The organism is Agromyces sp. G08B096 (assembly GCF_040267705.1).
Classification (GTDB): Bacteria; Actinomycetota; Actinomycetes; order Actinomycetales; family Microbacteriaceae; genus Agromyces.
The window spans coordinates 3,224,538-3,242,389 of record NZ_CP158374.1 but is presented as its reverse complement, the minus strand read 5'-3'; the positions used below and the strand labels follow the sequence as shown (position 1 = coordinate 3,242,389).

Genomic DNA, 17,852 nt, shown 5'->3' with positions numbered 1-17,852 from the left:
GCACGGCCGCGGCCTCCGGCCACCCGCCAGCCGCGACGGAGGAACGAAGCCGATGACCATGACCAGAGAACCGGATGCCGCGACCGCACCGGACGGCCCGCCGCCGGCGACCCCGCCGCGGGCCTCCGCGACGGGGCGCCGCCGCCGGACGCCGATCACGTGGGTGCGCGGCGGAGGACTGTCGAACCTCGTCTTCCTCGCGCCGATGCTCATCGTCTTCGGGGTGTTCAGCTGGGGCCCCATCGTGCAGTCGGTGGTGATGAGCTTCCAGAAGACGAACCTGATCACCCCGCCCGCGTGGGTCGGGCTCGACAACTTCGCCCGGGTGCTGGCCGACCCGAACCTCGGCGTCGCCGTCCTGAACACGCTGTACTTCGCCCTGCTCGCGCTGCTGTTCGGCTTCCCGCTGCCGATCCTGCTCGCCGTCATGATGAGCGAGGTCAGGCGCGGCAAGGGCCTCTACAGCGCGCTCGCCTACCTGCCGGTCGTCATCCCGCCGGTCGTCGCGGTGCTGCTCTGGAAGGTGTTCTACTCCGGCGGCGCCGACGGCGTCTTCAACACGGTGCTCGGGTGGGTCGGCATCCCGCCCCAGCCGTGGCTGCAGTCGTCGGCGACGGCGATGCCCTCGCTCGTGCTCGAGGCGACCTGGGCGGGCGCGGGCGGGTCGATCATCGTCTACCTCGCCGCCCTCATCGCCGTGCCGCCCGAGCTGTACGACGCCGCGGAGGTCGACGGGGCGGGCATCTGGCGCAAGATCTGGCACGTCACGCTGCCGCAGCTGCGGGGCATCCTCTTCATCATGCTGATCCTGCAGATCATCGCGACCTCGCAGGTCTTCCTCGAGCCGTTCCTGTTCACGGGCGGCGGCCCGAACAACGCGACGCTCACGATCCTGCTGCTGATCTACCGGTACGCCTTCCAGAACAGTCTGGGCGGCGATTACGGCGAGGCGACCGCCCTCAGCCTCATGCTCGCGATCTTCCTCGGATTGCTGAGCTGGGCCTACTTCAAGCTCACCGAACGGTGGAGCACGAATTGACCGCCCCCATGCCAGAGTCCGCGCCCGGAGGCGCGACCGCCGTCGTCGAGGGAGCCGCCGTCGACGCGGCGACCGGATCGCTCCCGGCCCGCCCCGAGCGCCGGCGTCTCGGCCGCCGCGCGGGCGATGCGAACGAGGATGCCTCCGACCGCGGCATCCTCAGCGCCCACGACCGGCGCCGCCGACCCGTGCGGGCGTCGATGACGCTCGTGCAGCTCTTCCTCTTCGTCGGCCTCGTGGTCGCGGGCCTCGGGCCGCTGCTGTGGCTCGCGAAGTCGGCGGTGTCGACGACGCAGGACACGCTGAGCCATCCGTTCGAGCTGTGGCCGAGCGGCATCGACTGGGCGAACCTCGCGACGGCCTGGAACGACATCCACATCGATCAGTACTTCCTCAACACGATCTGGGTCGCCGCGGGGTCGTGGTTCTTCCAGCTGCTGGTCGCGACGACCGCCGGGTACGCACTGTCGGTGCTCCGGCCGAAGTACGCCCCGGTGCTGAACGTGCTCGTGCTCGCGACGCTGTTCATCCCCGCGGTCGTGCTGCTCGTGCCGCTGTACCTGACCGTGCTGCACCCGCCGCTCATCGACACCTCGCTGCTCAACACGTACTGGGCGGTGTGGTTGCCGGCAGCGGCCAACGCGTTCAACATCCTCCTCGTGAAGCGGTTCTTCGACGGGCTCCCGCGCGAGGTCTTCGAGGCGGCCCGCACCGACGGGGCCGGGCCGTTCCGGATGTTCTGGTCGATCGTGCTGCCCATGTCGAAGCCGATCCTCGGCGTCGTGTCGGTGTTCGCGGTCATCGCGGCCTGGAAGGACTTCCTGTGGCCGCTGCTCGTGCTGCCCGACCCGGCCGTCCAGCCGCTCTCCGTTCGTCTGCCAGCGGTCCAGTCGCAGACCGAGCTCGACGTCTTCCTCGCCGCTCTGGCGATCTCGACGCTCATCCCGGTCGTCCTGTTCCTCGTGTTCCAGCGATTGTTCCTCCGCGGTGCTGGGCTCGGCGGGGCGGTGAAGGGATGACCGAGGTCGCTCGATCGGTGGTCGGGGGTGCCCGGTCGACGCCGGGCGGCGCTCGATCGGCGCTCCGCGGCGCTCGATTGGCGCTCCGCGGCGCCGTGGGTTAGAGTTACGTGGTTGCCTGATCGCCGTGAGTGCGCAGGTGACATCCCACGCGCCCGTAGCTCAATGGATAGAGCATCTGACTACGGATCAGAAGGTTGGGGGTTCGAGTCCCTCCGGGCGCACTGAGCGAACGGCTCCAGTTTCGACTGGGGCCGTTTTCGCGTTAACGCCCTCGGCGAGCCATTCGAGCGTCACGCCGGTAATCTGCGCCCACCGAACGAACGTCGAGGCGCTCGGCTCGCTGCGCCCGGTCTCGTAGTTCGAGATCGAGTTGCGCGCGATGCCGAGCTGAGCCGCCAGCTCGTTCTGGTCGAGGTCAGCGAGCAGGCGAGCCTTCCGTAGGCGTTCCGCCAGCGTTCCGGTCGGGGTTTCCACGAACATCGTCATGGGCGCCAGCATATCGCGCACCGCGCCCAAAATCGCGACACGCCGCGATCAATCCACAGACTTATTCACACTGTGGATGAACGTGGGCGTTATGCACAAAATTGGGACGCGCCGATGAGCGGCGCCGGCCGCGAACCGCGCCTCATCCGACGCCGCGCACGGTACGAGCGCAACTTCACCCAGATCGCGAACTCCTGGCTCCGCGACAAGAACCTCAGCTATCGAGCCCGAGGCATCCTCTCGGCCGTCTGGTCGCACGATGACGGCTGGGCCATCACGCTCCAGAACCTCGCCGCCGAGTCGCCCAGGGAAGGCATCGACGCCGTGCGCACGGCCGTCGAAGAGCTGGAGCAGGCCGGCTACCTCAAGCGCATCCCGATCAAGGGCGTCGGCTCGCAGTTCCTGGGCCACGACTGGGAGATCAGCGACCCGCACGACCAGGGCGACCTGGCCCTCTTCGGAACCGCATTGGATGATCCAACGCGGCCTGTGGATAAGTCGATCGCCGCATCGGATGATCCAACGCGGACCGCATTGGATGATCCAACGCCTATAAGAACACCAGTTAAAACACTCTCTAAGACTTCCCAAAGCAACCACAGAGCGAGATCGGAGGCGCAGAGCGCCCGGCCCTCTGGCGGCTCCGCCGCGTTGGCTGCCGCTCGCCTCAAGTCGAGCGAGTCGAAGTGCCCTGGCCGTCGTGCCGGCGAGCACTCCTACGAGACCTCCGGCTACTGCCGGCACTGCGGCGCCCGCCGCCCCGATGAGGGGCAGGCGCCCCTCGTCGTCAACACCACGACAGGAGAAGTCGCATGACCCGATGCACCAGCAAGTTCACGGCCGCAGTGCCCGCCATCCAGTGCGTCCTGGAGTCCGGTCACGCCGGCCTCCACAGCACCGGCTTTGAGCGCGAGCACGTCCGCCCTGTGGCTCACCGTCGTCGCACCTTCCGCGACACGGCAGCCGCCCAGGTGCTGACGATCGCCGGCCTCACCGTGCTCGCGATCGGCATGGCCGCTGTCGCGGCCTGGCTGATGACGGGCGGTGTCCGCTGATGCACAAGCCGAGCCCGGCCCCTCACCTGGTCCAGACCTCGACCGCCTGCCCCTGCGCCGAGCGCACGGCCCGCCCCGAGTACGCCGTCGTCGCGCTCCACGACGACCTGCTCAAGCTCGCCCACGACATGCACGAGCGCGCCGACGAACTGGGCCGGCTCACCACGGATGCCTGCTTGCTCGTCGTCGCGGCCGGCAACACCGTCGCGGCTGCCGATCTCGTCGCCTCGGGCCGGTGGGACATCGACGCCGGCATCGCCTGGCTCGACTCCGGGCGCGCCGCGATCGAGCGGACCCGCCGATGATCCTGCTCGCTCTGCTCGTCGGCGCCATGTTCGGCGTCGGCATCACCATGCTCATCCTGGAGGACTGACACCGTGGCGAACCACCAGGCGACCGGGCGCCCGACTCCCGTGACCGTTGACTCGTCGGATGCCTCGCATGTCGTCTACTGCTCGATCTGCCGGGCCTCTTGGGTCTACCTCAGCAAGACACGAGCCGAGACCGAGGCCACGGCCCACCGCCTCATCGAGCGAGAGCGTGCCCTGCCCAGGTGTAGCGAGACAGGGTGCAACGAGTACGGCGTGACTCGTGGGCTCTGCCGCCCGCACTACGACCGGCAGCGCTACCTCGGGAAGGCCGGCCGTGCATGAGCCAGCATTCGAGCCGAGGCGCCGCGTGGGATGCCCTGCGCCTCCAGGTGCTGGAGCGCGATCAGCACATCTGCGCGTACTGCGGAGGCGAGGCAACCGAGGCCGACCACATCATCCCGAAGGAGGCCGGGGGCAAGGACGAGCTGCTGAACCTCGTGGCCTCGTGCAAGCCGTGCAACAGCCGGAAGGGCAATCGGCTCGGGGCTCGCATCACCTGGTTCAACCGCCGATGGCTGAGCCAGGTCTGATGGCCGGCCGGTTTCCTGGCCGGCACCTCCCGCACCCCGCCCCCAGTCCCGATTTTCACGCACAGTCCCCAAACATTTCAGACCGAAGGAACAGCAGATGAGCGGAGCAAACCAGGGGCCGATCGACGCCCTCGTGGATGCCCAGATTGACGCCGATCTCGACCGGAAAGCGACCGACGACGCCGACGATTCGTTCGTGGGCGCCGTGCGCGAGTTCATCGACGCGAGCGACTGGCTGGGACCCCAGCACAAGCCGGCCCTGGTGACCCTCCGAGCCCTCGCCCGCCAACTCGACCAGCGCGTCACCGCCGCCATGGTCTCCCAGTTCGGCGTGGCCTTCCGCGATCTCCGCAACCAGGCGCCGGCGCTCGACGGCGACGACGACGACGAGGTTGACGGCATCCTGGACGAGGCCCGCAACTCGTGACCGTCCTGACGCCCGCCGCGCCGGCGCCTGAGCGACCGCTCTGGCTGCCGGCGCGGTTCTCGCTGCCCCTCGGCGTCAGCCCCGACGATGGATTCGATTGGGTCGGCAACCCCGACAGCTTCCCCTCGCACGGCTACTGGCTGCTCCGCCTGGTCGATAAGGTTTGGAAGCTCCCGGACGGCAGCCCGATCCAGCTCGACGTGTGGCAGCGCTGGCTCATCATCGCCGCCCTGGAGGTGTACCCCGAGGGCCACCCGCGCGCCGGCGAACTCCGCTACCGCCAGGTGCTCGTGAGCGTCAGCCGCCAGAACGGCAAGAGCGTCCTGGGTGCGATCTTCGGCCTCTACGGGCTCGTCCGCGAGGCCGGCGCCCTCGTCATCGGCATCGCCTCGTCCGCCGAACAGGCCCGCATCATCTACGCCCGACTGCTCGCCGTCATCCGAGGCAACAAGCGCCTGGCCGCGAAGTTCAAGCGGCTCACCGACACCCGAGGCATCCAGTCCGTGGACGGCGGGCGCTACGAGATCAAGCCGTCCAAGTCCGCTGCCGTCCAGGGCCTCGACCTCACCGTTGGCCTCGCCGACGAGCTGCACATCACCAAGCGCGAGCTGTGGTCGGACATGGTGAACGGCACCGCCGCCCGCCGCAACGGCATCGTCATCGGGCTCACGACCGCCGGCGACGAGAACTCCGAGCTGCTGATCGACCTCTACGAGCTGGCCGAGGACGCCCCCGAGCGCTTCGGCTACTTCATCTGGGAGGCGCCCGAGGCGCGAGTCCCCGAGGACGACGAGACCCTCGGCCGCTACCTCATCGCCGCCTCGCCCGGTCTCGCATGCGGCCGGCTCGACCTGGAGACCGCGATCAGCGACGTTCGAGGGATGCCCGAGGCCGACGTGATCCGCTACCGCCTCAACCGCTTCACCGCCTCGACCAACGCATTCATCACCGCCACGCTCTGGGCCAGCCGCAAGCGCAAGGCCGATGAGTTCCCCGCCGGCCGGCCGATCTTCACGATCGACCGCACGCCCGATTGGGGATTCGCCGCGATCGTCGCGACGATCAAGCACGGCGACACGACCTCGGCCGAGCTGGTCGCCTCGATCGCGAAACCCTCGCTCAGTCAGCTCGTCAACGTGTGCGTCGATCTCGCCCGCCATCAGCCGCTCACGTTCGCCATGGACTGGTACGCGCTCAAGGATCTCGGCAACGAACTCAAGAAGCGCGGCCTGCCCGTCTGGGGCGCGAGCCAGGGCGACGTGATGAACGGCTCGGCGCTGCTCTACGCGAAGCTCGCGACCGGCGACCTGGAGCACGACGGCTCCGAGCTGCTGAACCTCCAGGCGCCCCGCACCGTCCGCAAGAACGTCGGCGACGGGTTCAGGATCAGCCGCAAGGACTCGTCCATCGAGATCGACGGCATCATGGCCCTCGCTCTCGGCGTGTTGGCCGCAGAAACGCAGACCGACGACACGCTGCAGGTGTTCTAAATTTTGGAACTCCGAGACTGCCTTCCGTTCGATCACCACGACGGAAGGCAGTCTCATGGGGCGGTTCGCTGATTGGCTGCTCGGCCCGATTCCGGCCGAGCCCGCGACCCGCGAAGAGACCGCCCCGCCCTCGGACCCGAGCACCGCGACCACGCCGCCGGCCCGCACTGCCGCGCCGCGCGCCGTCACGACCGGCGACGCGTTCTCGATCTCGATGGTCTACCGCGCGATCCAGATTCACGCGATCTCGGCCAAGCAGCTCTCGCTCGGCGCCGAGCGCGACGGCAAGCTCGTCAAGCGCACCCCGGCGCTCATCCGCCGGCCCGACCTCGGCGTCAGCCGCTCGGCGTTCATCGAACAGAGCGTCGTGTCCCTCGCCTGCTCCGGCAACGCCTACTGGCGCAAGACGCTCGACTCGTTCGGCCAGGTGCAGAACGTCGCCGTGCTCAACCCGCTCGACTGCGAGCCCGTCGCCGACGCCGCCGGCAAGCTCATCGGCTACGACTACCGGCGCGGCGCCGGCACCACCCGGTTCAAGCCTCACGAGGTGCAGCACCTCAGCCTGCTCCGCGTCCCCGGCTCGCTCAAGGGCCTCGGCCCGATCCAGGCCGCCCAGGTCGAGCTGCGCGGCGCCCTCGACCTCCGCGACTACAGCTCCAACTGGTTCGAGGACTCCGGCGTCCCGAACGGCGTGCTCAAATCCGACCAGCACCTCACCGCCGAGGTGGCCAAGCAGGCCAAGGCTCAGTGGAACGAGAGCCAAGGCGCTCGCAAGGGCGTCGCCGTGCTCGGCGCCGGCCTCGCATACCAGCAGATTTTCCTCTCGCCGGCGGACGCCCAGTTCCTCGAATCGCAGAAGTTCACCGTCACCCAGATCGCCCGCCTCTTCGGCGTGCCGGCCTCGCTCATGCTCGCCTCGATCGAGGGCTCGACCCAGACCTACGCCAACGTCGAACAGGACTGGCTGGGCTACATCCGGTTCGCCCTCATGTCCTACCTGGTCGAGATCGAGGACGCGCTGACCGAGCTGCTGCCGCGCGGCACCTCGGCCAAGTTCAACGTCGAAGCGCTGCTCCGCTCGGACACGACCACCCGCTACAACGCGCACAAGGTCGCCCTGGAGGCCGGCTTCATGACCGTCGCCGAGGTCCGCGAGATCGAGAACCTCGGCCCGCTCCCCGAGACCGCCCCGACCACCCAGGAGGCCACCGCATGACCGACTACGCCGCGCTGCTCGCCGAGCACGCGACCCGCGAGCTGACCATCCGGTCGGCCGACACCGAGCGCCGCGAGATCACCGGCATCGCCGTGCCCTGGGGCCAGCGAGCCGATATCGGCGGCTGGTTCACCGAAGAGTTCGAGCGCGGCGCGATCCAGGACTCGGACGGCGCGCTCTACCTCTACCGGCACGGCGAGCCGATCGGCCGGATCACCTCGCACCGCGACACCGAAGAGGGCTGGGAGATCACCGCCCTCGTGTCGAACACGCGCGCCGGCGACGACGCGCTCACGCTCGCCCGCGACGGCGTGCTCACCCGGCACTCGGTCGGCTTCCGCTTCGACCAGTACGAGGTGGACGAGTCCGGCGACGTGCCCCACATCACGCACAAGCGTGCCCAGGTCTACGAGGTCAGCCTCGTGCCGTTCCCCGCCTACGAGGGCGCCGTCGTCACGAGCGTCCGCGAGGCCATCCCCGCCGCCACCACCCAGGAGAGAGAGAACACCATGCCCGCAGTCACCGAAGAGCCCGAGATCGACGTCCGCGAACTCGCCGACACCGTGCAGGAGCTGGAGCGCCGGTTCGCGCTCGGCCAGCAGCGCGACGACGCCCCCGAGATCGACACCCGCTCGGCCGGCGAGGTGCTCCGCGCCATCGTCGCCGGCGACCAGTCCACCATCGACCGCTACAACCAGGCCCAGGAGCGCGCCTACACCGGCGGCACCTCGGCCGACGCGCCGATGCAGGACCAGTGGGTCGGTGACCTGACCCGCCTGTTCGACAGCTCGTCCGGCGTGCTCGCCGAGGTGTTCTCGACCGGCACCCTGCCGGCCCAGGGCATGACGATCGAATACGGCGAGCTGGCCAGCAACACCGTCAAGGTCGAGAAGCAGGCCAATGAGGGCGACGACCTCGCCTACGGCAAGGTCACCCTGACGACCCAGACCGCCCCGGTCGAGACCTTCGGCGGCTACACCCAGCTCACCCGCCAGGCCATCGAGCGCTCCACGATGCCGCTGCTCAACCGCTCGCTGGAGGCGCTCGCCCTCGCCGCCGGCGCCCGCAAGAAGGCCGTCCTGCGCTCGGCGTTCGGCACGCTCGTCGCCGCCCGCGAGGGCATCGCCGCCAACGCAGGCGTCGTCCTGCTCGGCGCCACCCTCGCCGCCTCGGTCGCCGGCAACTGGGAGGACGCCCTGATCGACGCCGCGCTCAAGTACGACGGCGAGGACGCGAGCCCCGAGGCGCTCATCGTGTCCGCCACCGTGTTCAAGAAGCTCCGCTCGCTGACCGTCGCCGGCGAGCGGGTCTTCACCGTCGCCGAGAAGAACGCGAGCGGCACGCTCAACCTCCCCGGCCTCACCGGCAACCTGGCCGGCCTGCCCGTCTACCTCGACCCCGGCCAGGCCGGCGACAAGGCGGTGTTCGTCAACGGCCGCGCCATCCGTCAGTACGACAGCGGCCTGGTCTCGCTCCAGGACGAGAACATCATCAACCTGTCCAAGGACTTCAGCGTCTACCGCTACGGCGCCGTCGCGGCCGAGGTGCCCCAGCTCGTCGTCCCCGTCAAGCTCGCGGCGGCCTGATCGCCATGGCCTCCGCCGAGCTGATCGCCCGCCTCACCTCCTACGTCAAGTCCGGGGCCGCCCAGGTCTCGACCACCGACCAGGAGTTCATCGAGGCGAGCCTGACCGAGGCGGAGGCCCTGGTCGTCGCCTACGTCGGCGCTGCCACGGTTCCCCAGGCGGTGCTCGACCGGGCGACCATCGAGGTCGGCTCTGAGCTGTTCAACCGCCGCGCGGCCCCGAACGGCATCTCGCAGTTCGCCGGGCCGGACGGGTCCGCCATCCGGGTCGCCCGTGACCCGATGGTCGGCGCCTACCCGATCCTCCAGCCCTACCTGCCGCTGGGGTTCGCATGAGCCAGCTCGGCACCCTCCGTCAGGAATTGGTTGACGCGCTGGCCGGCCTCGACCTCAACCTCTACACCCACGTCCCCGGCCGCATGGCCCTTCCCGGCGTGTTCGTCATGGCCGGCTCGCCCTACATCGAATCGGGGCCGACGCTCGGCGAGCGAACCGTCCGATTCGAGGTCGTCGTCTGCACCCAGACCGGGGACAACGACTCCGAAACGTCAGCTCTGGACGAGCTGATCGAGTCCGCCCAGGCCGCGCTGGAGGCGGACGGCTGGCTGGTCGAACAGGTCAGCCAGCCCTACGCCATGGCGTTCAACAACGCCCAGGGCCTCGTCACCGCCATCACCGTCACGACACCCGTGACCTTCACCCAAGGAGCATGAAATGGGTTCACCTCGCATCAGGGGCAACAAGAAGCCCGTCCTCACCCTCGGCACGCCGGGGACCGACCAGTCCGCCGACCTGATCTCGTACTCGATCGAGAACGAGGAGGCCGACTCGGACGTGGTGACGTTCGAGGACGCCGCCTCGGGCGGTGCCCGCCAGTTCTACCTGCGAGGCTCGGCCACGCAGTCCACCGCCACGGTCTCGTTCTGGCGCTACGTCTGGGAGAACACCGGCCAGACGGAAGTCCCGTACACGGTCGCGCCCCACGGCAACGCCGCCCCGACCGCCAACGAGCCCCACCTGGTGGGCACACTCACCATCGGCCCCAAGCCGACCATCGGCGGCGAAGCCTCGACCTCGCCCACCTCGGCGTTCTCGTTCGAGTTCGAGTTCAAGATCGACGGCGAGCCCGTCCTGGACGACGGCACCCCGTAATGGCCACCCAGGCAGGCAGCGCCTTCCACCAGGGCGGAACCGTCCTGGTGGAAGGCGTGGCCGAGGTGAATCGAAAGCTCCGGGCAGCCGGCTCCGACCTCAGCGAAATGTCCGAGCTGATGCACCGCCTGGGAACCATCGTCATCACCAACGCCCGCCCGCCCCGCAACTCGGGCGAGCTCGCCGGCACCCTCCGCGCCGGCAAGGGCAAAACCAAAGCCGTCGTCCGCGCCGGCTACCGCAGCCGGGGCGCCCACGCCGGCGTCGTCCACTACGGCGACCCGCACCGAGGCAACCGAGCCCAGCCGTTCCTCACCGACGCTCTCAAGCGCTCCCAGGGCCGCGTCGTCGCCGAGCTGGCCTCCGGCATAGATCTCATCCTCCGAAACAACGGGCTCACGTAGCCCCCAGCAGAAACGAGACACCCATGGCATCGTTCGACTTCGACTCGCTCACCCTCGGCGAGGTGTCCATCATCGAAGACCTCTCCGGCCTGTCGATCTCCGCCATCGCCGTGGCGGAGTCCCCGAAGGGCAAGGCCCTCGCCGCTCTCGCCATGGTGGCCAAGCGCCGCTCGGGCGAGCCCACCTTCACGTTCAACCAGGCGATGGCGCTGACCCTGGACGAGGCCAACGCCGTCATCGGCCTGGACGACGACGAGCCCGCCGAGGACTCCGACGAGGGAAAAGGCGAGCGCTCCGACGAGAGCGCGACCGAGTAAAGGCCAGCTTCGTCGTGCTCGGCATCCAGCCGTCCGAGTACGACCAGCTCACCCTCGGCGAACAGCGCGCCATCGCTGACGCCGCCCGCCGCTCCCGCCGCCTCCGATAGCAGCCGGCCCCTCCGCCCCAACCAGGGGCGGAGGGTGAGCCGCCACCGAAAGGACCACCGACATGGCCGGTAATACCGTCGTCGTCAGCATCACCGGCAACGCCCGCAGCCTCCAGCGGGCGCTCGGCGAGAGCGAGTCGGGCCTGGCCAAGTTCGGCAAGGTCGCCAGCGCCGTCGCGGCAGCCGCCGCCGTCGCGGTCGGCGCCCTCGGCGTCAAGGCCGTCAAGAGCGCCTCCGAGCTGGAGCAAGCCATGGGCGGCATGTACGCCGTATTCGGCAAGAGCGGAACCCAGATGGAAGCGTGGGCGACCAAGGCCGCCAACTCGGTCGGCCTGGCCAAGAGCGAGTACGCCTCGCTGTCCACCGTGCTCGGCGCCCAGCTCAAGAACATGGGTGTGGCCCAGGATCAGCTCGCCGGCCAGACCAACAAGCTCGTCGGCCTCGGCGCCGACCTCGCTGCCCAGTTCGGCGGTTCGACCTCGGACGCCGTGTCGGCGCTCTCGTCGCTGCTCCGAGGCGAGCGCGACCCGATCGAGCGCTACGGCGTTTCGATCAACGAGGCAGCCGTCCAGGCCAAGCTCGCCGAGATGGGCCTGTCCGGGCTCACCGGCGAGGCCGAGAAGAATGCCAAGCTCCAGGCGACGCTCGCGCTGCTGTACCAGCAGACCGCCGACGCTCAGGGCGCGTTCTCCCGCGAGAGCACCACCCTCGCCGGCGCCCAGCAGCGGCTCGCCGCCGGCACCGAAAACCTGTTCGCCACCCTCGGGTTCTCCCTCCTGCCGGCCGTCACCGCCGTCACGGCCGCAATCGGCGCCCTCGTCACCCGAGTACAGGAGTCCGCCGCCTTCGAGGCGTTCACCGGCTACCTGACGGATGCCTCCAACACGTTCGCCGACTTCGTGTTCAACCTGCTCAACGGCACCGCCTCCCTCGACTTCGGCTCGATGTTCTCCGGCCTGCTCGACGCCGCGGTCAGCGGCATCCAGAACGCCGCCAACTGGCTCGCCGCCGGCGGCGCCGCCACGATCGTCAACGGCATCGTGTCCGGTCGCTCCGCCGTGTTCGACGCCGCCCTCCAGGTGTTCCCCGCCATCCTCCAGGCCCTCGTCGCCGCGATCCCCGCGATCGTCACCGGGCTCGTGGCCCTGGTCACCCAGCTCGCGACCATGCTGGTCGCCCAGGCGCCCGTCATCCTCGCCGGCGCCGTGCAGCTCTTCCAGGGCCTGCTCAACGCGCTCATCCAGGTACTGCCGGCGCTGCTGTCCGGCATCGTCGCGCTGCTGCCGCCGATCCTGACCACCCTGATCTCGATGATCCCCGTGCTCCTGGAGGCGGCCGTCCAGGTGTTCACCTCCCTCGTGGAGGCGCTGCCGGTCATCCTGCCCCTGCTCGTCACCGCCATCGTGGAGCTGCTGCCGAAGCTGATCGAGACCATCCTGGGCCTGATCCCCGCGATCCTCGACGCCGCCGTGAAGCTCTTCACCTCCCTCGTGGAGTCGCTGCCGATCATCCTGCCGCTGCTCATCACGGCCATCCTCGACCTGCTGCCCAAGATCATCACCACCGTCGTCGGCATGATCCCGAAGCTCATCGACGCCGCCGTCAAGCTCTTCACCGGCATCGTGGAGGCCATCCCCAAGGTGCTGCCCCAGCTCATCACCGCCCTCATCGACCTCGCTCCCAAGATGGTCTCCACCCTCATCGGGCTCGTGCCCCAGCTCATCCAGGCCGGCATCGATCTCATCGGCGGACTCGTGAGCGGGCTCTGGGAAGCCGCCGGCTCGGTCGGCGCCGCGCTGCTCGATATCGCCGGCAGCGCCATCGACGGGTTCCTCGGCTTCCTCGGCATCCACTCGCCCTCACGCCTGTTCGCCGGCTACGGCAAGAACGTCGTTCAGGGCCTGGTGCAGGGCCTCGACGGCAACGCTCGCCTGGTGGACAAGAGCCTCGACGGCCTGGCCGGCCGCGTCGCCGACTTCCGCCCGACCGTCGCCGCCCCCGACCTCGGGTTCGCCGCCGCCGGCGCATCCGCCGCCGGGGGGCCGGCGCCCGTCTACAACATCTACCTGTCAGCCCTGAACCCGACCGCCGAGACCGGCCGGATCATCGTCCAGTCCATCCGCGACTACGAGAGCGCTGGAGGCCGGCTGTGATCACCGAACGCCCGCTCTTCGAGAAGGTAGACATTCAGGCCCTGGAAGGCGCCGCCTGGGTCACCTACATCGCCGACGCGACCGGCGTGACCATCCGCCGAGGCGGCAGCCGCGACGGCCTCGGCGTCAAGACCGACGTAGGGCTCTGCACCTTCACCCTCCGCGACGCCCAAGACCCGCTCGCCGGCGGCACCTTCGTGCCCGGCCAGGCCGTGCGCGTCATGGCCGAGGCCGGGCCGCTCTTCACCGGGCGCATCGTGGATATCGCCTCCGCCTATCCGATCAACAAGGGCACCGGCGCCCTCCGAGCCGTCGTCACCGTCACCGCCTCCGACGCCGTGCAGGTGCACGCCGCCACGCCCCGCTACGGCGTCCAGATCGCCGAGGGCTTCGAGACCTTCGAGTCCCGCGTCAACCGCCTGTCCGGCTCCGCCCAGGCGCCCGTCGAAGTGCCACCTGTGGGCGCCCCGAGGGAGGTGTACGCGTTCTAATGGCCACGTTCGACGCAGCACTCGCGAGCGGATACATCCTCCGCCTGACCATCACCCAGGACGCCCAGAGCTACGCCGGCAACTACACCGTCGTCGGCTGGTCGCTCCGCATCATCAAGGGCTCGGGCTCCGGCCGCTGGGCCGATGGCCCGCACTACTGGTCCGTGAACATCGGAGGCGTGCCGGGGTCGGGCTCGATCCCCTCGTACGACTTCCGCAACTACTCCGAGCTGGTGCTGGGCTCCGGCCAGGTGAACCTCGGCCACAACTCCGCCGGCTACCTCACCGCCTCGTTTAGTGCCGGCTGGGACGACAACAACACCTGGGGCGAGCTGGGCGACGGCTCGACCGGCGGCAGCGTCACGTTCTCCCGCATCCCGAAGCCGCCGGACGCGCCGACGCCGATCGGCATTGACGAGGTGACCAGTAGCAGCTTCCGCTACCGGTTCTCCGGCAACAGCGACAACGGCGCCCCGATCCTGGAGTGGCAAGCCCAGATCGCCACCGACTCCGCGTTCACCACCAACGTCCAGACCGTCAGCTCCAGCGGCACCACCACGTTCACCGTCGCGCCCGGATACACCTACTGGGCGCGCTCGCGCGGGCGCAACGTGCAGGGCTGGGGCGCCTGGTCCACCTCGCTCTCGGTTGCCGTGGGCCTGCCGGCGCCGACACTCACCGACCTCACCCAGAACGCCGCCGGCGGTCTCATCGCCTCCTGGACCGCGCCCAGCGTCACCACGGGCCTCATCGGCTACCGCGTCCAGATCGCGACCAACTCGACGTTCACCACCGACCTCGTGAACGTGGACGTGGGCAACGTCCTGACCTACACGCACCCCGGCCTGTCCGGCGGGCGCATCTACTACGCCCGCGTCGCCGCGCGCACCGCCGGCGGCGTGAACAGCTACTCCAGCTCGAGAAGCCACCTCCTGGTTCTGGACTCTGGCGACCTCGACGGCTGGACCCGCGTGGGCGCCAAGCCCGCCGCCATCAGCTACTTCACCGCCTCGGGCCTCCGCCGAGGCACCCAGGGCGCCGCCCAGGCGCTCTGGCTGGAGTCGCTCTCGACCGGCTCGGTCAACCTCGCCGCCGACACCTTCGGCATTCAGCGAGTCATCGCCGGCCTCGTGCCCGGCAAGGCGTACCGCTTCGAGGCATCCGGCTCGATCTCCGGCGCGCCGCTCGCCGACGCCTACCGACTCCGCGTCCTCAGTGAATCGAGCGCCGCCCCGGTCACCCTCGGCCAGGCGCCGACGAGCCTCGGCTACGTCGAGTTCGTCGCCGACGCCACGACCGTCACCGTCCAGATTCTCCTGGCCGAGGCCGTCGTTGTCACCGGCGCCCAGAACTCCGTGGAGCGCGCCGCGTTCACCGGCATGAAGCTGCTGGAGCGGAACACCGACTATCCGCAGCGCCTCCGCGAGACCGTGCTGGAGTCCGACCTTGCCACACACTTCGACCTCGCATGCAACTCGGTCGGCGCCTCGTGGCTCGTCGGCAAGGACGGCGTTACCCGCTTCGTCCTCCCCGGCAGCGCCCTGCCGATGTCCGCCGTGTTCTCGGATGCCGTTGACGCCGACGCGCACAGCTACATCGACGTGTCCGCCGGCTACGACACCCGTGCTATGACCAACCGCCTGGTGGTCACCAACTACGGCGTGGACGAGGCCCGCACCAACGAGAAGAACGACGAGCTGGTGGTCACCTCGCCGGCCTCCATCACCGCCTACGGCACTCGCTCGCAGACCCTCCGAACGAACCTCTACAGCGAACCGCCCTACGACGACTCGCTCAACGACCGCCTGGCCGCGATCCTCGACTCCCGCGACCAGCCCGAGCTGCTCGTCGCCCAGCTCCGCCTCAATGCCCAGCAGGACCTCGCAATGGCCAGAGCCCTCGACGTGGGCCAGCGCATCCTCGTTCGCTTCAACGGCTCCGAACAGGACTCGCAGATCATCGCGATCACCCACGACATTCAGCCGACGCGCTGGCTGATCACCCTCGACCTCCAACCCCTCTAGGACGACGCCATGGCATTCCGAGAACTCGAAGAGCGGCTCCGCATCCTGGAGTCCAAGAACGGCGACCTGCTCACCCGGCTCGCCATCATCCAGGGCGACCTGGACGCCGCCGAAGCGCGCACCGTGCCGACCGGCGCCGTCGAAGCGTTCGCCGGTTCGGCGGCGCCCGCCGGCTGGCTGCTCTGCGACGGCGCGGCCGTATCCCGCACCACGTACGCCGACCTCTACGCCCTCATCGGCTCGACCTACGGCGCCGGCAACGGCTCCAGCACGTTCAACCTGCCGAACCTCAAAGGCCGCGTCCCGGTCGCCCTCGACGCCGCACAAGCCGAGTTCAACGCCATGGGAGAGACAGGCGGCGCCAAGACCCACACACTCACCATCGCCGAGATGCCGAACCACTCCCACGCGCAGAACGTGAGCGCCAACACGGGCGGGACAGCCGTCCGGAACGACTACGACTCCGACTCGGCCGGAGGCATCTACCCCCAGGGCATCAACACCGGCGGCTCGGGCGGTGGCCAAGCCCACAACAACCTCCAGCCCTACCTCGTCCTCAACTTCATCATCCGCACCTAGGAGCCCCAGTGATCGAACAGACCCAGGAGACCGTGACCTCCACGACCGTCCGCTACACCGCGCCGGCTGCCGACACCTCGCGCTCATCGCCGCCGTACAGGCCGCCGTCGTCCCGACCCCCGAACCGCCCACCACCACCCAAGGAGAATGACATGTCACTCGCCACGTTCTACTCGAACCCCGACCTCGCCGACGGCTTCGGCGCCACCGCCGGCCGCGTCCGCCCGCACGGCGGCACCGACTTCCCGCACGGCTTCGGCACCGCCATCCCGGCCCTGTTCAGCGGCGTCGTCGTCGCCAAGGGGGTGAGCGCCGAACTCGGCTGCTACACCCAGATCAAGGCCGCCAACGGCAAGGTGTTCACCTACTGCCACTCCGCGAACCCCTCGCCCCTCGACGTGGGCGACCACGTTGCCCAGGGCGAGACCGTCAACTACGTCGCCGACCGGGGCTACGCGACCGGCCCCCACCTCCACCTCGCCGTGGGCAACACGCTCGCGGTCGGCTACTCGTACTGCGAGGACCCGATGCCCTGGGTTCGCAAGGCGCTCGCGGGCGAGGACATTGCCAGCGGCGGCTACGCGCCGGCGCCCTCGTCCGGCGTGCTCGGCCCGATCGTCCGCTCCGGCGCCGACTGGGCCTACCGCCGGCCCCAGGGCGACCTCGCCAAGCGCGTCGCCAACGCCCTCATCGGCAAGGGCCGGCTGCCCGCCGACTACAACAACGACGGCGACCCGCGCGAGGTGTTCGACACCGCCGTCCAGGTCACCCTGAACTACTCCGGCATGTTCCGGGGCCTGGAGGACGGCGTGATCGAGCGGGGCGGTTGCTACGGCATCCAGGACTACGCCATCGCGTTCGGCGACTACAGCCAGCACGGCGGCGTGCGCGACGGGCGCCCCGAGGTGCTCTCCTGGTCCTGCTTCGCGCTCGGCCTGGAGCGCCCGTGACGGGCAGCACCGACGAGCGTCCCAGCATCGGCAAGGTCTACGACGCGATCAACGCCGTCAAAACCGACGTGGCCGTGATCGTGGCCCAGCTCACCATGATCAACGCCGGCCGCGACGACCACGAGCGCCGCATCCGAGCACTGGAGCGCCGCTCCTGGTCGTTCGCCGGCGTCGCCGCCATCGCCGGCGCCGTGCTCGCTCGGGTCGCCGACCAGATCATCAAGTAGAAAGGGAACCCGCCAACCATGGCAACACGCATCAACCCGAAGGTCGCCGCTGGAGGCGTCGCCGGCGCCGTCGTCACCATCGGCGTCTGGGCGGTCGGCCTCGCCGGCGTCACCGTCCCCGCCGAGGTCGCCAGCGCCGCCACGGTCATCGTGGCATTCGCGGCCGGCTACCTCGTGCCGGCCGAGCGCGGCGGCAAGCACGTCGCCGACGAGTAGGGGAGGGG

23 protein-coding genes and 1 tRNA gene are annotated in these 17,852 nt (G+C 69.5%); 23 read left to right on the top strand and 1 reads right to left on the bottom strand.

Annotated elements, in window-relative coordinates; translation table 11 throughout:
• Positions 1-52: 52 nt before the first annotated feature.
• The 3 genes from ABIQ69_RS15530 to ABIQ69_RS15520 all read left to right on the top strand — a co-directional run bounded on the left by ABIQ69_RS15530 (position 53) and on the right by ABIQ69_RS15520 (position 2,282).
• Entirely contained in the window at positions 53-1,039 is a 987-nt protein-coding gene (locus ABIQ69_RS15530; protein ID WP_350348029.1) for a sugar ABC transporter permease, read from the top strand.
• Between the two features lie 8 nt (positions 1,040-1,047).
• Positions 1,048-2,058 (top strand): carbohydrate ABC transporter permease, encoded by a 1,011-nt coding sequence (locus tag ABIQ69_RS15525; RefSeq protein WP_350348028.1) that lies wholly within the window; start codon positions 1,048-1,050, stop codon positions 2,056-2,058.
• Positions 2,059-2,209: 151 nt separating this feature from the next.
• Positions 2,210-2,282: transfer RNA gene (locus ABIQ69_RS15520), tRNA-Arg, on the top strand.
• Here the strand turns inward: ABIQ69_RS15520 and ABIQ69_RS15515 are convergent.
• Complete coding sequence (locus ABIQ69_RS15515) at positions 2,248-2,547, bottom strand: helix-turn-helix transcriptional regulator (protein WP_350348027.1); 300 nt, start codon at positions 2,545-2,547, stop codon at positions 2,248-2,250. The genes ABIQ69_RS15520 and ABIQ69_RS15515 overlap by 35 nt on opposite strands.
• 114 nt (positions 2,548-2,661) lie before the next feature.
• Between ABIQ69_RS15515 and ABIQ69_RS15510 the strand changes: the two genes are divergently transcribed.
• The 20 genes from ABIQ69_RS15510 to ABIQ69_RS15415 all read left to right on the top strand — a co-directional run bounded on the left by ABIQ69_RS15510 (position 2,662) and on the right by ABIQ69_RS15415 (position 17,844).
• On the top strand, positions 2,662-3,363 hold the full coding sequence (locus ABIQ69_RS15510; RefSeq protein ID WP_350348026.1) for a hypothetical protein: 702 nt from the start codon (positions 2,662-2,664) through the stop codon (positions 3,361-3,363).
• Positions 3,360-3,602, top strand: coding sequence for a hypothetical protein (locus tag ABIQ69_RS15505; RefSeq protein ID WP_350348025.1), 243 nt, complete (start codon positions 3,360-3,362; stop codon positions 3,600-3,602). The genes ABIQ69_RS15510 and ABIQ69_RS15505 overlap by 4 nt, the downstream gene beginning before the upstream one ends.
• A complete protein-coding gene (locus ABIQ69_RS15500) occupies positions 3,602-3,907 on the top strand; it encodes a hypothetical protein (RefSeq protein WP_350348024.1) in 306 nt (101 codons plus the stop codon). Before ABIQ69_RS15505 ends, ABIQ69_RS15500 begins: the two co-directional genes overlap by 1 nt.
• Before the next feature lie 344 nt (positions 3,908-4,251).
• Positions 4,252-4,503 carry an HNH endonuclease gene (locus ABIQ69_RS15495; RefSeq protein WP_350348023.1) on the top strand — a complete coding sequence of 84 codons (252 nt, stop codon included), beginning with the start codon at positions 4,252-4,254 and terminating at the stop codon, positions 4,501-4,503.
• A 97-nt stretch (positions 4,504-4,600) separates the two neighbouring features.
• The gene (locus ABIQ69_RS15490; RefSeq protein ID WP_350348022.1) at positions 4,601-4,930 is read left to right on the top strand and encodes a hypothetical protein; all 330 of its coding nucleotides are present in this window, start codon (positions 4,601-4,603) and stop codon (positions 4,928-4,930) included.
• The gene (locus tag ABIQ69_RS15485) at positions 4,927-6,420 is read left to right on the top strand and encodes a terminase large subunit (protein ID WP_350348021.1); all 1,494 of its coding nucleotides are present in this window, start codon (positions 4,927-4,929) and stop codon (positions 6,418-6,420) included. Before ABIQ69_RS15490 ends, ABIQ69_RS15485 begins: the two co-directional genes overlap by 4 nt.
• Before the next feature lie 55 nt (positions 6,421-6,475).
• The gene (locus ABIQ69_RS15480; protein WP_350348020.1) at positions 6,476-7,636 is read left to right on the top strand and encodes a phage portal protein; all 1,161 of its coding nucleotides are present in this window, start codon (positions 6,476-6,478) and stop codon (positions 7,634-7,636) included.
• Positions 7,633-9,222 carry an HK97 family phage prohead protease gene (locus ABIQ69_RS15475; RefSeq protein ID WP_350348019.1) on the top strand — a complete coding sequence of 530 codons (1,590 nt, stop codon included), beginning with the start codon at positions 7,633-7,635 and terminating at the stop codon, positions 9,220-9,222. The genes ABIQ69_RS15480 and ABIQ69_RS15475 overlap by 4 nt, the downstream gene beginning before the upstream one ends.
• A gap of 5 nt (positions 9,223-9,227) precedes the next feature.
• Positions 9,228-9,557, top strand: a complete 330-nt coding sequence (locus ABIQ69_RS15470; RefSeq protein ID WP_350348018.1) for a hypothetical protein — start codon at positions 9,228-9,230, stop codon at positions 9,555-9,557.
• On the top strand, positions 9,554-9,934 hold the full coding sequence (locus ABIQ69_RS15465) for a hypothetical protein (protein WP_350348017.1): 381 nt from the start codon (positions 9,554-9,556) through the stop codon (positions 9,932-9,934). The genes ABIQ69_RS15470 and ABIQ69_RS15465 overlap by 4 nt, the downstream gene beginning before the upstream one ends.
• A gap of 1 nt (position 9,935) precedes the next feature.
• Entirely contained in the window at positions 9,936-10,373 is a 438-nt protein-coding gene (locus ABIQ69_RS15460; RefSeq protein WP_350348016.1) for a hypothetical protein, read from the top strand.
• The gene (locus tag ABIQ69_RS15455) at positions 10,373-10,777 is read left to right on the top strand and encodes a hypothetical protein (protein ID WP_350348015.1); all 405 of its coding nucleotides are present in this window, start codon (positions 10,373-10,375) and stop codon (positions 10,775-10,777) included. Before ABIQ69_RS15460 ends, ABIQ69_RS15455 begins: the two co-directional genes overlap by 1 nt.
• Positions 10,778-10,800: 23 nt before the next feature.
• Positions 10,801-11,094, top strand: coding sequence for a hypothetical protein (locus tag ABIQ69_RS15450; RefSeq protein WP_350348014.1), 294 nt, complete (start codon positions 10,801-10,803; stop codon positions 11,092-11,094).
• A gap of 172 nt (positions 11,095-11,266) precedes the next feature.
• Complete coding sequence (locus ABIQ69_RS15445) at positions 11,267-13,357, top strand: hypothetical protein (RefSeq protein ID WP_350348013.1); 2,091 nt, start codon at positions 11,267-11,269, stop codon at positions 13,355-13,357.
• Positions 13,354-13,848 (top strand): hypothetical protein, encoded by a 495-nt coding sequence (locus ABIQ69_RS15440; protein WP_350348012.1) that lies wholly within the window; start codon positions 13,354-13,356, stop codon positions 13,846-13,848. The genes ABIQ69_RS15445 and ABIQ69_RS15440 overlap by 4 nt, the downstream gene beginning before the upstream one ends.
• On the top strand, positions 13,848-15,872 hold the full coding sequence (locus tag ABIQ69_RS15435) for a hypothetical protein (protein ID WP_350348011.1): 2,025 nt from the start codon (positions 13,848-13,850) through the stop codon (positions 15,870-15,872). The genes ABIQ69_RS15440 and ABIQ69_RS15435 overlap by 1 nt, the downstream gene beginning before the upstream one ends.
• 9 nt (positions 15,873-15,881) lie before the next feature.
• The gene (locus ABIQ69_RS15430) at positions 15,882-16,451 is read left to right on the top strand and encodes a tail fiber protein (protein WP_350348010.1); all 570 of its coding nucleotides are present in this window, start codon (positions 15,882-15,884) and stop codon (positions 16,449-16,451) included.
• Between the two features lie 152 nt (positions 16,452-16,603).
• Positions 16,604-17,401 (top strand): M23 family metallopeptidase, encoded by a 798-nt coding sequence (locus ABIQ69_RS15425; protein WP_350348009.1) that lies wholly within the window; start codon positions 16,604-16,606, stop codon positions 17,399-17,401.
• Positions 17,398-17,628, top strand: a complete 231-nt coding sequence (locus tag ABIQ69_RS15420; RefSeq protein ID WP_350348008.1) for a hypothetical protein — start codon at positions 17,398-17,400, stop codon at positions 17,626-17,628. Before ABIQ69_RS15425 ends, ABIQ69_RS15420 begins: the two co-directional genes overlap by 4 nt.
• 18 nt (positions 17,629-17,646) lie before the next feature.
• Entirely contained in the window at positions 17,647-17,844 is a 198-nt protein-coding gene (locus ABIQ69_RS15415; RefSeq protein ID WP_350348007.1) for a hypothetical protein, read from the top strand.
• Positions 17,845-17,852: the final 8 nt, after the last annotated feature.